This window comes from Niallia sp. FSL W8-0954 (genome assembly GCF_038005605.1).
Classification (GTDB): Bacteria; Bacillota; Bacilli; order Bacillales; family Cytobacillaceae; genus Niallia; species Niallia circulans_A.
Window position 1 is genome coordinate 3335896 of sequence record NZ_JBBOTN010000001.1, and the last position, 13470, is coordinate 3349365.

Consider the following 13470-nt stretch of genomic DNA (forward strand, 5'->3'; position numbering starts at 1 on the left):
TTCATCCATAAAAAAAAGAGATTTACAAATAGGTTTCCTATCCGTAAATCTCTTGTCGATCATTATTGTAATGCCTGTTTTAGATCTTCCACTAAATCTTCTACATCTTCTAATCCAACAGAAATTCTTACAAGACCATCTGTTATCCCTAGCTCTGCTCTTCTTTCAGGCGGAATGGAGGCATGTGTCATTCTTGCTGGAACAGAGATTAGACTTTCTACAGCTCCTAAACTTTCTGCAAGTGTAAAATATTTCACTTTATTTAAAAGCTTATCAGCATTCTCTGCACTTCCCACATCAAAACTTACCATTCCTCCAAAGCCATGTGCTTGTTTCTTGCTAATTTCATGGTTTGGATGTGTAGGCAGTCCTGGATAATATATTTTTGCAATGGCTGGATGTTTTTCTAGAAAACTAACGATTTGCCTTGTGTTGCTTTCATGCTCTTCCATTCGAATTCCTAGTGTTTTCATCCCTCTTATTAATAGCCAAGAATCATGTGGTCCTAACACTCCACCAGTTGAATTTTGCACAAAATGAAGCTCTTCTCCTAATTTTTCGTCCTTTACAACAACAAGCCCGGATACCACATCACTATGACCACCAAGATACTTTGTGGCACTATGAAGGACAATATCTGCTCCCAATGTTAATGGCGTTTGCCAATAAGGAGTAGAAAAAGTATTATCAACAATCGTTAATAATCCCTTTTCTTTTGCAATCCGTGAAACGGCTTCAATATCTGTGATTTTTAATAATGGATTTGTTGGTGTTTCAATATACAAAGCTACTGTATTTTCTTTTATAGCCTCTTGGATATTGTTAATATCACTTGTATCGATAAAGGTTGCCTCTATTCCAAACTTATTCAGAACCTTTGTCATCACACGGAAGGTTCCCCCATATACATCGTCTGTTAAGAGGATATGGTCCCCCTTCTTAAATAGCATCATAACCGCAGTGATTGCTGCCATACCAGAACTAAATGCAAAGCCTCTTTTCCCTTCTTCTAAATCCTTGATAAGCTCTTCTAATGCATGGCGAGTAGGGTTTCCAGTTCTAGAGTATTCAAAGCCTTTATGATTGCCAATACCGTCTTGTTTATATGTGCTTACTTGATAAATCGGAATGTTCACTGCTCCTGTGTGCGGGTCTCCAGGAATTCCACCATGTATTAATTTTGTTTTTCTTTTCATTTAAATCCCTCCATCAAATATTTTTTTGCTCATATAACGATCACTAGAGTCTGGAAAAACCACAACGATATTACTGCCACTTTCTGCTTTCTGCGCTTCCTGTACAGCGGCATATAAAGCGGCTCCAGAGGAACTTCCTACAAGCAAACCTTCTTTTTGAGCTGCAAGCTTCACATACTCAAATGCATCTGCATCAGAAACGGTAGAAATTTGATCAAAATAGCTGGTATCCATATAGGCTGGGATGAACTCCATCCCAATTCCTTCCGTTTTATGTGGTCCACTTTTCCCACCATTTAAAATAGAGCCTTCTGGTTCTACTACTACCGCTTTGACAGCTGGATTTTGTTCTTTTAAATAGCGGGCTGTTCCCATAAAAGTACCACCTGTTCCAGCACCAGCAACAAATACGTCAACCTGATAATTTAATTGCTCCCATATTTCTGGCCCCAGTGTTTTATAATAAGTATTTGGATTTGCTTCATTTTCAAATTGTCCTGGTACATAAGCATTAGGAATGTTCCGCTGCAATTCTTTCGCTTTTTCAATTGCCCCTTGCATGCCTAAGGAAGTAGGCGTATGAATTATCTCCGCCCCTAATGCCTTCATAATTTCCTGCTTTTCGATACTAAATTTTTCCGGCACACAAACTATTACCTTTATTCCTGTATTTAATGCGGCAAGAGCTAACCCAATACCTGTATTACCTGCCGTAGGCTCAATAATGGTTCCACCTTTAGTAAGCTTTCCACTTTTTAACGCTTCTTGAATTAATTCATAACCCAGTCTATCTTTTATGCTTCCACCTGGATTACAAAATTCTAATTTCGCATATAAATGAACATTTTTAGGTAATGAAAAATGAGTCAATTCAAGCATTGGTGTATGACCTATTAACTCATGCACATTTCGATAAACATTCAAACTCCACACCACCCACTTATTTTCCCCCTATATAACAAGTTTCTTCCTAGACAAAAATTTCTCCATAACTTATTATTCTTAGTTGTTTACTTGCATTTAGAAGAAAAGAAAGGAAGGGTTTCCCCTTCTGCTCTTCTTTATATTCTCTCAACGATTCCTAACACTAGATTTGCTGAATGGACAGCCGCTTTTTCTAAATACTGATCAAAAGATAAATGGGATTCCTTTCCAGCAATATCAGATAAAGAGCGAATAATAACAAATGGAATATTATGTTGATAAGCAACCTGAGCGATTGCAGCTGCTTCCATTTCAACAGCTTGCAGATTCTCGAATTTTGATTTTATAAAGGCTGCCTTTTCTGGTTGATTGATAAAAGAGTCACCAGTTGTAATTAAACCTGTCACTACAGAATGATTGCCAATTTCCTTTGCACTTTGTTCTGCTGCAGCAATTAATCTTTCAGTCGCCTTAAAGCTTGCTGGCATTTGTGGAACTTGGCCGTATTCATAACCAAAAATAGTGGCGTCTACGTCATGATGACGTACTTCACTCGAAATAACAACGTCTCCTACTTCAAGAGTTGGATTTAATCCTCCTGCTGAACCTGTATTGATTAGATAGTCTGGTTTAAATGTTTGCATTAGAATCGTTGTACTCATTGCGGCATTCACTTTTCCTATGCCAGAACGAAGTAAAACAACCTCTTTCCCAAATAATTCACCTTCAATAAACTGAAATCCAACGATTGTCTGTTCTTTCTTATTTGCTATTTTTTCACGTAGTAAAGTTACTTCTTCTTCCATTGCACCGATTATTGCGATTTTCAATTCACTTACCTCTTTCGCTTATTTTTTCCCCTTCCATCATCCATACAAAGTCATTCAACTTCTTAAAATATGCGGAAAAACCGTACTTCTCTAAAATTTCCGTTAGAAAGGGGATTGTTGTATAATACTCTCTTTGCAAGTCTTCTGCTAAATGGTGATGCTCCTTTTCCTTGGCATTCTTAATTGCCTCATCGTACGCATCTTTAGTGACATACATGGTATCTGCAAACACTATTTTACCACCTAAAGGGAGGAGATTACTATACTGTTTAATCGCTTCTTCTTTTTCTTGGTCGGTTAAGTGATGAAAAGCATAAGTACTTACAAAGGTATCTGGTTGCTGATCTAGCTTAAAGTGAAGAAAATCCCCATCTATTATGGTTGCTTTTGCATTAATTTTCTCCTTCGCCAACTTCCTCATTGCAGGCGATGGTTCTATGGCGGTAACCGTTAAACCCTTTTCAATCAGTTTAACAGTTAAATTTCCTGTACCAGGCCCAAATTCAACAACATGCCCTGTGGCACGTTCTGCTACCATTTTTAATATATAATCATACTTGTGAAAAACAGCTTCGTATTCTTTATTGTTAGTGAGACTGTCATCGTAAGAATCCGCCCATTGTTCAAAAATCTCAAGAAACTCTTTTCCCATAGCATTGCACCCCTGTTTTCTTAAATATATAATTCCTATAAGTATACTATGGTTTTAAATATTTCTTGTTCTTAATTTATCATATCTTTCTTTTTGTTATCAAGATGCAAAAAATAGTAAGTTTATTCCCTATTTTCAATCTTTATCAGACTGTTTTTATGTATTAATATTAATCCATTGTCTCCTTATGTTATGATATTTTTACTGTTAGGAAGAAAGGAAGATTTAAGCATGAATATCCAATTAGAAATGATAGAAGATAAGGTAGAGTTTTTTGAAGGAGAAAGTCTAAAAGCAATCGAGAAAAAAATCAATGAACAAGTAGAAGTCAATAAAGCTATATTGCTTTCTGTTCATTCTGTCTCCCATCAAGTTACTTTACTAGAGAATGGTCGGCCTTATTACACCGCCGTTGTCCATTTTAAAATGAAAAAGCAGTTTTAAAAAACAATAAAAAAGAACTGGAGCTTGATTCTCCAGTTCGAGTTTAACGAATATTTAAGTCTTTTATTTCTTCTACCTTCGTTGGTTTCCATCCACTTCCATCTACCCATTCTATATATACTCTATATTTTTCAGATTTATCTTTAGATGATACTGTTCCAATAGACTTCTGAGGATCATGATTATTATTTCCAAGGAACCAAACAGTCATATTCCCGCTATCTAAGCCGGTTGCATAAGATAATGCTTTAATTTGTTCGTTCCAGTCTGCCCCTTCTGAATAAGTAGCTACATGCTCCCCTGTTTGGGATGTTCCAACAGGCTTCCAGGAAGGATTCTCAATCGTTTTAATAACATTCGAGTCACTGCCACCTTCTGTGACAATTTCCTCCCCATCAGATTCTTTTTCTTCTTCTGAAGTAGTGTTCTCCTCTTTATTATCTGATTTAGTCGTCGAAGCAGCTGTTTTATTCTCATCCGATACTTCTTGACCTGATTTCGGTTCGTTTTCTTTATTTTTAGCTGTATTTTTTTCATCATTTGTATGAAAAATAGAATATGATACAAATACAATTAGTAAAATCACAGCAACGATTAATCCATTTAAAATAAGATTCGTTTTCTTTCTTTTAGAACGTTGTGCATATCTCGTTTTACCTTCATTATTTATTTCATTACTCAAGGTGTTTCTCCCCCTATTTTCTTTCCATTTCCTCTTTATATAAGTTGATTTAACTCTCACTTTTCTTCTTTCACTGTACATATTTTAACATGGCAGTACACTTTTAGAAAAGCAAGAACCTATTGGCGTACTAGCGAGCAGCATTTTGCTGCTTTTTATCGATTCCTTTAACTACCTCTGCAAATAGTTGGTTGACCCCGCCTTCGTCTGAATAAACATCTAAATTCACTGTTACTAAGGCATATTTAGGCTTCTCATAAGGAAAATAACCTGCAAACCATTTATTATGTAACTGCTTCTCCTCTTTATATACGCCTGTTTCTGCCGTTCCTGATTTTCCAGCAATTTCATAGGGAAGATCTTGAAACCATCTGCCAGTTCCTTTATTGTTTGTAACAACTTCTCTTAAAAGTTTTTGGAGCCTTGAGGCGGTATAAGGAGATATTTTTCCTCCATCTAACTCTTGCTTATCAAAGGAATAAAAGGTTGTGCCATTTTTGTATTGAATATCTGAAACAACTCTGACACTTTCCTTTTCTCCTCCTCTAGCAATAGTCGCCATCATATTTGCCACTTCTAATGGTGTAACCCGTACCTCATGCTGTCCGATTCCCGTTAATGCAACATAGTTCTTATCCTTTTTCGCCTCCTCATTCAAAAACACTCTTCCCATTTCTTCGCCACTAAATTGTTTAAAATCAGGAGAATGAAAAACACTGCCTCGCCACCCCACCAGGCTAGTCAATGATAATTTAGCTGCATATTCCTCGATTAAATTTTCATCTATATCACTTAACTTCTTCGCTATTGTCCCAAAGGTATTGTTGCAACTAACTGCAAAGCTATCTGTAAAATTTAACATTCCATGCTGATATGTTAAGTCCTCTTCGCCATTGATCTTCTTGCTGCAATCATATTGCTTATTGTTATCATCCAATTTATTGTCGATCGCAGCTGCTGCAATGACTGTTTTGAAGACAGAGCCGACAATCTGCTGTTTTAGCATATAGTTATTAACTCCATCTGTCTGATAAGGATCTTCTGCATTTATCTTCGGCCTAGAAACCATTGCAGCAATCGAATTATCGTCTAGATCTAACAGAACTAGTCCACCTTTCTTTATGCCTTGTTCATCTACTAAGTCTTCTGCCATCTGCTGTAAATCTGTGTCTATGGTTGTGCGGACATTTACAGGATAAAACGGATTTGCAGGTTCTACATATTTAACATTTAAGCCAAAGAGTGGTCCTCCTTTTGCATCTACATGATAGACAAGCTTCGATTCGCCATCAGGCAAAAGAAATTCATCAAAGCTTCTTTCTAAGCCTGTTAAACCAATTAATGTAGAACCTCCTAGCTTTCTATCAGGATATCGCTTTCCTAATTGCTCTTCATTTTGACCAGTAATCCCTAGCAGTTGTTCGGCGATACTATTATTGATATGAAACTTTTTCTCTGCGGCAAAAACACCTGGAATCTTCAGCTGATTGATAGCAGACATTTGCCTGCTTGTTAATTCCAATGGTTTCTTTCCTCCAAAAACAACCGGATCTTTTGCATCGATAATACTATTCTTTACATTGTATTCACTTGTCCCAATAATATCCGCTACTTTTTTGCTATCCCAATCCATTTTTTTTAAAAAAGGAAATAATATTAAAACTGCTTTTGTCTGATGTGTTAGCGAATTTCCATTTTTATCAAGAAAGGTTCCTCGACCATTGTCCAAAAGCATTTCTTGTGATCTTTGTTTTACACTTGCTTCCACCAAATTAATATTATGCTTAGTGAAATGATTTGTCTCTATTAACTGCACTTGTATTAGCCTTCCTAGCAATATACATAAAGCAAATAAAAAAAGGATACCGATGCCAACTATTCTTTTTCTCCACATAAATAAAACACCTCATCAAAAGTGTTGACGAGGTGTCCCATTTATAAACAAGTCCATGATAACTTTTTATTCCGTTATCCATTCCATTAAATTACTTATTTAATTGTAACGATTTGTACATTCATTTCTCCGCCTGGAGTCTGTACAATTACTTTATCGCCAACTTTTTTGCCAATTAAGCTTTTAGCGATTGGAGAATCGTTTGAAATCTTCCCTTCGAATGGATCTGCTTCCGCACTACCAACGATTGTATATGTTTCTTCTTCACCGTCTGGAAGCTCGACGAATGTAACAGAACTACCAAGTGAAACAGTGTCGCGATCTAACTCATCTTCCGAGATAATTTTTGCATTTCGAATCATATTTTCGATCGTAGTGATACGACCCTCTACAAAAGCTTGTTCTTCTTTCGCAGAATCATACTCTGAGTTTTCGGATAAGTCACCGAAACTACGTGCAATTTTAATACGTTCTACAACTTCTTTACGTTTAACTGTTTTTAACTGTTCTAGTTCCTGTTCTAATTTTTCTTTACCTGCTAATGTCATTGGAAATTCTTTTTCGATTGCCAAAATCTTCACTCCTTCAAGTATGGGATTAATGAATAGCCATGAAACTATTTGTAAAATCCCTAATAATTATGTATTTAAAGATAATAGCACGACATCTTAGAAATGGACGCGCTTTTTTTTCTAATAGAATGAGTTTAATACGGATTGAAGAAAAAAGAAAGCATTTTCTATTAGATTGCCTGTAATGATTTAACATTTTTTCACTAATTAGCGATTTTTGTTAAAAGAATGATTATTTTTATGAAATTAACAATAGGAAAAATTATCAAATATCATTACAGAGAGCTCTTTTATTTATCCCATTATTTTAACCCATTGGTTTCTTGCATAATCCATATTTGGAAAAATAGGCTGTCTATAATGGAACAGCCTATTTCCCAGAAATTTTTCATGAATACTTTCTATTGTTTCATAAAAGTGATTTTTGTTCAAGAATTGTTTGAATTTTTGTAACCATAAGATCAATGGCTACGTGATTATGACCGCCCTCAGGAATTATAATATCTGCATATCTTTTTGTTGGTTCAATAAATTGATTATGCATGGGACGAACTACATTAACATATTGTTCAATTACAGAGTCAATCGTTCTTCCTCTTTCTTTGATATCCCTCATTAATCTTCTGATAATACGTAAATCCGCATCTGTGTCAACAAATAACTTCATATCCATTAAATCACGAAGACTTTCATCCTCCAATATTAAGATACCTTCCACAATGATTACATCCTTAGGTTCAACTAGGATAGTTTCATCGGAGCGGGTATGCATGGCATAATTATATACTGGCTTTTCCACTGCTTCATAATTTAATAATTTTTGAATATGATCAATTAATAATTCTGTATCAAATGCTAACGGATGGTCATAATTCGTTTTTAATCTTTCCTCAAATGGTAAATGAGATTGATCTTTATAGTAATAATCTTGTTCGATCATTAAAATCGAATGTCCTTTAAAATGGTCAAATATAGCTTTGGTCACACTTGTTTTTCCAGATCCGGAGCCACCTGCGACACCAATAACTACTGGTTTCGGCTGCATGCTTATTAAAGCTCCTTTCGCATCATATTATTTGGATAAACAGGGTGGTCCACTTTGAATTTAACAATTTGTAAAGGATGTCTTGCAGCATCGATTTCTTTTCCGTCTGCATCCCAAATTTTATCAACAACCATTGTAAAATTATCAATTTCCGGACCAAAAAATTCCACTTCCTGCCCCTGTTTGAAGAAGTTTCTTTGTTGTAATGTTACTATTTTTGTCTCTTCATTATAATCGAGCACTAAACCAGCAAAGTCAAAAGTGGTCTTTTTGCTATGATTTCCAAACATTTGCTCTTTATACCCTGGCTGACCTTCAAAGAAAGCAGGTGCTGTATCTCGATTTGCACATTTATCTAGTTCTTTAAGCCATTCCTCTTGAATGACAAAATGATCTGGATCTGCACAATAGGCATCAATCACTTTTCGGTAAACACTAACAACTGTAGCAATATAATGAATGGATTTCATTCTACCTTCAATTTTTAAACTGTCTATGCCTAGTTCAATCATACGTGGAATAGATTCGATAAGCTTTAAATCTTTTGGACTCATCGCAAAAGGAGCATCACCTTCAGAGAATAAAGGCTTTTCCTCCACACCATCTAGCTTGTACAAATCATAATCCCAGCGACATGATTGACAACAGCCGCCGCGGTTAGAATCTCGAGCCGTCATATGATTACTCAATGTACAACGACCAGAATATGCGATACACATTGCGCCATGAATGAATGTTTCGATTTCGATATCTACTTTTTCTTTCATTTCTTTTATCTCTTCTGCACTTGTTTCACGGGCAAGCACAACCCGTTCTAAACCTTCTTCCTTCCAATACTGAACTGCCTTCCAGTTAGAAAGAGATTGCTGTGTACTTAAATGCACTTCTATTTCGGGTGCTACTCTACGGCATGTCTCGATAATTAATGGGTCTGCCACAATAATTCCATGTACACCTGCTGACTTTAAGCCCAGTAAGTATTCTTCTAAACCGTCAATATTTTCATTATGTGCAAATATATTGGTAGTAACATATATTTTTGCTTGATATTTCTTAGCAAACTCCACTCCCTCTTTCATTTCTTCAAAAGTGAAGTTTCCAGCATTCGAACGAAGCCCATATTCTTGTCCACCAATAAAGACAGCATCTGCACCGTATGTAACAGCAATTTTTAATTTCTCTAAATTACCAGCAGGTGCTAGCAGTTCCGGTTTCTTTACAATTACTCTTTTTCCATCTCTTATTTCAGAAATAGGATCTTTAACTAATGTCATTTTCCCTTCTCCTCCACTTGTTTAGTAAACCGTTTCTTTAAAGAAAAATCCTGTGTCCAATGGTCTATTAGGTGGTTGAATTTTTTCTATCTCAGCAAGTAAATGGTCTTTTTCTTCTTCATATCGATCTGGATCATTTAAATACAAAGTTATTGCTTGATAATATAGTCCAGTAACGGCAATAATATAGCTTGGTTCTTTCAAAAGACCGTCGATTTTGAAAGAATCAATGCCAGCATCCAATAGATCTGCAAGCTCATCAATGATACAAATGTCATTTGGACTCATAATATGTGTCCCATTTGCATCCTGAAAAATTGGATATTTATTTTCTCTTTCTTTATCATGCAGAAAGAAGTGCTTATCTGATTTACTTGCTTCCAATTCCACTTCTTTCCCTTGATATTGAAAGTAATGTTCTAGTAAAGTACGTTTTGATTGAAACATCGTCGTCATTCCATGAACTTGGATTTCAATCTCCACTTCTGCATTTTCTTTTGTTTCAATGATGGCGTCCATGCTAATTTCTCTTGCTAGGACCGCTCTTTTTGCACCTTTGCGTCCCCAATAATTACATGTGTACCAGTTTGTCCCTGTTGTTTCTGTACTCCAATGCAATTTCATATTTGGCGCAACTTCTCTGGCAATCATTAAAACAGCTGGATCGCCATAATATATTGCATCCGCATTTACAGCCACTAAAAACCGCAGATATTCTGTTACATCCTCGATTTTATCATTATGAAAAATTGCATTTACAGCCACATATACTTTTTTCCCTCTTTGGTGTGCGATTTCAATCGCCTTTTTTACATCGTCCCGATTAAATTCACCGGCTAATCTCAAACCAAATTTTTGTTCTCCGATAACAAAAGCATCTGCTCCATTATCAATAAGCGGCTCTATATCGTTTATACTGGTTGGCGTTACTAGTAATTCCGGTTTTTTCATTCTTATCCCCTCTTTTTACTAATTGCAATACCGTCTCCCACAGGCAAGATTGCTGTGTGATAATCCTGATTTCCCATAAGCCATTGATTATAATTTCTTATTTTCCGTACTAATTGACGAAGGTTTCTACTATCTATCTCTTCTGCTGCCACTAAACCATGAAATAATATATTATCTGTATACACGATTCCGTCATTCGATAACAAAGGGCTGTAAAGATCGAAAAACTTTTGATATTGTCCCTTTGCCGCATCGATAAAGATAGCATCAAACGGTCCATATTGCTCAACTATGGAACCTAATTCAAGGGCATCACCTTGTAAAAGGACAATTTGTGCTTCAAGCTTAAACTTTTCGACATTTTCCTTCGCTACTAAATACCTTTGTTCATCTCTTTCCAACGTAACTATTTGAGAAGATGGTAATGCTTCCGCCATTCTTATGGCAGAATATCCTATCGCTGTGCCAACTTCTAATATTTTTTTAGGCTGCTGAATTCGTAGTAATTGTAATAATGTTTCAATCCCTATTAACTCCATAATGGGAACTTCATTTTGTTTCGCATAATGTTCCATTTCACTAATCTGGTTATTTCTTTCTGGAATTAAATTTTCAATATACTCCAGGATTTGTTTATTTTGCAAGGATGAGTCCCTCCTAATTAATCCATAAAGCCCTATCCTTTTTTCTTCTACCTAAAAATAGTTAGCTTCTTATTAAGAACCTAACACATCAAAAAAGTGTATATAATTTGGGTATTTCATTAAATGTATACTCAAAAACACTTGTACCATTTTATCATAAAATATAGGAGAATGCTAATAAATCTTCAGATATCAACAGCAATCCATATAAAAGATGACAATTTTTCGAACAAAATAACGTAATTTCAAAAAAAGACTACAGTCCAAACATCTTTTTGTTTGACTGTAGTCTTTTTTTGTTGAAGAATGTTAGTCATTCTCTGTAATATATTTTGCTTTCAATTCATTATGTTCATTAAGCGATTTAGAAAAGTACACTTTCCCATCTTTTGAAGCTAAGAAATAGAGATAATCTGTATTATCCGGATGCAATGTCGCTTCCATAGAAACAGTTCCTGCATTGGCAATAGGTCCAGGTGGTAAGCCTACATTTTGATAGGTATTATAAGGTGAATCTACCTCTAGATCTTTATAATAAACTCTATCCTTATGCTCTCCTAAAGCATAAAGTACTGTCGGGTCTGTTTGCAATGGCATCCCTTGTTCGATACGATTATAGAACACACTGGCAATTTTCTTTCTATCCACATTTTTGGTTGCTTCTTCTTCAATTAACGAAGACATTGTTAAAAATTGATGGACGGTTAATTTATCTCGTTCAATTTCCGTTTCATATGCTTTTACTACACTTTCTGTTTTATCAAGCATTACGGAAATGATTGCTTCCAATGTTGGCTTTTCTTCATAATAAGAATAAGTTGCAGGAAATAAATAACCTTCTAGCGGATATTTGATATTTTTCGCCCAAATTTCTGTTGTTAATAAATCTGGATATTTGGCCATTAGCCCTTTGATAAATGCTTCATCGTTTAATTGTTTCCAAACCTCTTCTTCCTTTTGGTTTGTCTTCTTCGCGATAATAGCGGAAATTTCTTTTAATTGTCTTCCTTCAGGTATCGTCATGGTAAAGACCGGTTCTTGCATAATTTTTCCGGTTTTCAAGCTGTCAATAATCTCTTGAATCGACATGGATGGATTCATATGATATTCTCCAGCCATGAAATTCGACTCATTTTTAAATTTCACATAATATTTAAACACCTTTGCGTTTTTTACAAGCCCCTTATCTTCAAGCAATTGGGAAATAGTGCTTACACCAGACCCAATCGGGATTTCCACTACAATATCTTTATCACTATCTGGATTAACTGGTTTTAATGCTGATTTTATGTAAAAGTAACCAGACGTCCCTACAACTGCTACAATCATAATTAATACTAAGGCAACAATGACCACGACTCTTCTGACTAATTTTGCTTCTTGTTGTCTCTGATTTAAATTAGCTATAAATAACTCCTTCTTACTATTTATTGTATTGTTCTCGTCTTTATTATTCGTCAATCTTTTCCCTCCTTGACACACACCACTCCAACATTTTTTACATATCTCGACCTATTATACTATATTTTGCTAAGAAAGTTGTAGCTTTTAGTGAAATTTACATACTACTGAAAGCTGGACTAGTAGTTAACAAAAAATAAAAAAAGAGCCCAAAAGGACTCTCTTTTCTTCTATCCGTTATTACTCTTCTTCTTGTTCAGCAAGGAATGTATTTAACATTTCTTCTACTAAATCCCATTCTTCTTCAGTTTCAATCGGAGATAGTTCACCGTCGCCTGTTTCTTCATTTGGAATGAAGGAAGATGCGTGGATGTCGATTTCTTCATCATCGCTTTCATCTCCAAGAGGATAATATAATACATATGATTTTCCAAATTCATCTGATTCAAATGTAAATAGAATCTCACATAATTGTTCATTTCCTTGTTCGTCTACAACTGTAATTGTATTAGTCTCACCGTGTTCCATATTTCCACCTCATTATTTTTGACTGTCTAAATATCCTTGCAAAATGATAGATGCAGCCATTTTATCGATTACTTTTTTACGTTTTTTTCTACTAACATCTGCTTCCAATAGAATTCTTTCAGCAGCCATCGTTGTTAGTCGTTCATCCCAAAAAACAACCGGCAGTTCAAATCGTTCTTCTAAAAGCTGCCCGTACATTTGACTAGCTTCTCCACGAAAGCCTATGCTGCCATTCATATTTTTAGGAAGTCCAACCACTATTTTACCTATATCATACTCAACAATCAAGGACGCAATACGGTCAAGCCCAAATTGTTCTTTCTCTTCATCAATTTTAATTGTTTCAATTCCTTGTGCTGTCCATCCTAAAGCATCACTAACAGCAACTCCTACTGTTTTTGAGCCAACATCTAAGCCCATTAATCGCATACGT

Annotated in this window: 15 protein-coding genes; 1 reads left to right on the forward strand and 14 read right to left on the reverse strand. The window is 35.5% G+C overall.

Annotation, left to right across the window (positions count from 1 at the left end):
- Nucleotides 1-62 precede the first annotated feature (62 nt).
- The 4 genes from NX902_RS16610 to NX902_RS16625 all read right to left on the reverse strand — a co-directional run bounded on the left by NX902_RS16610 (nucleotide 63) and on the right by NX902_RS16625 (nucleotide 3602).
- Complete coding sequence (locus NX902_RS16610) at nucleotides 63-1196, reverse strand: bifunctional cystathionine gamma-lyase/homocysteine desulfhydrase (RefSeq protein WP_341160855.1); 1134 nt, start codon at nucleotides 1194-1196, stop codon at nucleotides 63-65.
- A complete protein-coding gene (gene cysK / locus NX902_RS16615; protein WP_095331737.1) occupies nucleotides 1197-2120 on the reverse strand; it encodes a cysteine synthase A in 924 nt (307 codons plus the stop codon).
- A gap of 137 nt (nucleotides 2121-2257) precedes the next feature.
- Nucleotides 2258-2950 (reverse strand): 5'-methylthioadenosine/S-adenosylhomocysteine nucleosidase, encoded by a 693-nt coding sequence (gene mtnN, locus NX902_RS16620; protein ID WP_095331727.1) that lies wholly within the window; start codon nucleotides 2948-2950, stop codon nucleotides 2258-2260.
- A gap of 1 nt (nucleotide 2951) precedes the next feature.
- The gene (locus tag NX902_RS16625; RefSeq protein ID WP_123258027.1) at nucleotides 2952-3602 is read right to left on the reverse strand and encodes a class I SAM-dependent DNA methyltransferase; all 651 of its coding nucleotides are present in this window, start codon (nucleotides 3600-3602) and stop codon (nucleotides 2952-2954) included.
- 231 nt (nucleotides 3603-3833) lie between these two features.
- Here NX902_RS16625 and NX902_RS16630 point away from each other — a divergent pair, with 231 nt between their 5' ends.
- Nucleotides 3834-4046: a YrzA family protein gene (locus NX902_RS16630; RefSeq protein WP_095331723.1), complete on the forward strand. Its 213-nt coding sequence runs from the start codon at nucleotides 3834-3836 to the stop codon at nucleotides 4044-4046.
- 43 nt (nucleotides 4047-4089) lie between these two features.
- Here the strand turns inward: NX902_RS16630 and NX902_RS16635 are convergent, their stop codons facing one another.
- From NX902_RS16635 to ruvX, 10 genes are all read right to left on the reverse strand, one after another.
- A complete protein-coding gene (locus tag NX902_RS16635; RefSeq protein ID WP_095331721.1) occupies nucleotides 4090-4728 on the reverse strand; it encodes a DUF1510 family protein in 639 nt (212 codons plus the stop codon).
- 130 nt (nucleotides 4729-4858) lie between these two features.
- Complete coding sequence (locus NX902_RS16640) at nucleotides 4859-6622, reverse strand: peptidoglycan D,D-transpeptidase FtsI family protein (protein WP_123260803.1); 1764 nt, start codon at nucleotides 6620-6622, stop codon at nucleotides 4859-4861.
- Nucleotides 6623-6717: 95 nt separating this feature from the next.
- The gene (greA, locus tag NX902_RS16645; protein WP_047944032.1) at nucleotides 6718-7194 is read right to left on the reverse strand and encodes a transcription elongation factor GreA; all 477 of its coding nucleotides are present in this window, start codon (nucleotides 7192-7194) and stop codon (nucleotides 6718-6720) included.
- Between the two features lie 409 nt (nucleotides 7195-7603).
- On the reverse strand, nucleotides 7604-8239 hold the full coding sequence (udk, locus tag NX902_RS16650; RefSeq protein WP_095331717.1) for a uridine kinase: 636 nt from the start codon (nucleotides 8237-8239) through the stop codon (nucleotides 7604-7606).
- Between the two features lie 5 nt (nucleotides 8240-8244).
- Entirely contained in the window at nucleotides 8245-9513 is a 1269-nt protein-coding gene (locus NX902_RS16655) for a peptidase U32 family protein (protein ID WP_163188147.1), read from the reverse strand.
- A 21-nt stretch (nucleotides 9514-9534) separates the two neighbouring features.
- A complete protein-coding gene (locus NX902_RS16660) occupies nucleotides 9535-10464 on the reverse strand; it encodes a peptidase U32 family protein (RefSeq protein WP_341160856.1) in 930 nt (309 codons plus the stop codon).
- A gap of 2 nt (nucleotides 10465-10466) precedes the next feature.
- The gene (locus tag NX902_RS16665) at nucleotides 10467-11108 is read right to left on the reverse strand and encodes an O-methyltransferase (RefSeq protein ID WP_235850302.1); all 642 of its coding nucleotides are present in this window, start codon (nucleotides 11106-11108) and stop codon (nucleotides 10467-10469) included.
- A gap of 309 nt (nucleotides 11109-11417) precedes the next feature.
- Complete coding sequence (mltG, locus tag NX902_RS16670; RefSeq protein ID WP_341160857.1) at nucleotides 11418-12569, reverse strand: endolytic transglycosylase MltG; 1152 nt, start codon at nucleotides 12567-12569, stop codon at nucleotides 11418-11420.
- Nucleotides 12570-12749: 180 nt separating this feature from the next.
- The gene (locus tag NX902_RS16675; protein ID WP_047944340.1) at nucleotides 12750-13037 is read right to left on the reverse strand and encodes a DUF1292 domain-containing protein; all 288 of its coding nucleotides are present in this window, start codon (nucleotides 13035-13037) and stop codon (nucleotides 12750-12752) included.
- 12 nt (nucleotides 13038-13049) lie between these two features.
- On the reverse strand, nucleotides 13050-13466 hold the full coding sequence (gene ruvX, locus NX902_RS16680) for a Holliday junction resolvase RuvX (RefSeq protein WP_095331709.1): 417 nt from the start codon (nucleotides 13464-13466) through the stop codon (nucleotides 13050-13052).
- Between the last annotated feature and the right edge of the window lie 4 nt (nucleotides 13467-13470).

Excerpts from the sequence above, each read along its gene's own strand:
- NX902_RS16610 (WP_341160855.1), bottom strand. The coding sequence starts at position 1,196 with ATGAAAAGAAAAACAAAATTAATACATGGTGGAATTCCTGGAGACCCG.
- NX902_RS16625 (WP_123258027.1), bottom strand. The coding sequence starts at position 3,602 with ATGGGAAAAGAGTTTCTTGAGATTTTTGAACAATGGGCGGATTCTTAC.
- NX902_RS16630 (WP_095331723.1), top strand. The coding sequence starts at position 3,834 with ATGAATATCCAATTAGAAATGATAGAAGATAAGGTAGAGTTTTTTGAA.
- NX902_RS16640 (WP_123260803.1), bottom strand. The coding sequence starts at position 6,622 with ATGTGGAGAAAAAGAATAGTTGGCATCGGTATCCTTTTTTTATTTGCT.
- udk (WP_095331717.1), bottom strand. The coding sequence starts at position 8,239 with ATGCAGCCGAAACCAGTAGTTATTGGTGTCGCAGGTGGCTCCGGATCT.
- NX902_RS16655 (WP_163188147.1), bottom strand. The coding sequence starts at position 9,513 with ATGACATTAGTTAAAGATCCTATTTCTGAAATAAGAGATGGAAAAAGA.
- NX902_RS16660 (WP_341160856.1), bottom strand. The coding sequence starts at position 10,464 with ATGAAAAAACCGGAATTACTAGTAACGCCAACCAGTATAAACGATATA.
- NX902_RS16675 (WP_047944340.1), bottom strand. The coding sequence starts at position 13,037 with ATGGAACACGGTGAGACTAATACAATTACAGTTGTAGACGAACAAGGA.
- ruvX (WP_095331709.1), bottom strand. The coding sequence starts at position 13,466 with ATGCGATTAATGGGCTTAGATGTTGGCTCAAAAACAGTAGGAGTTGCT.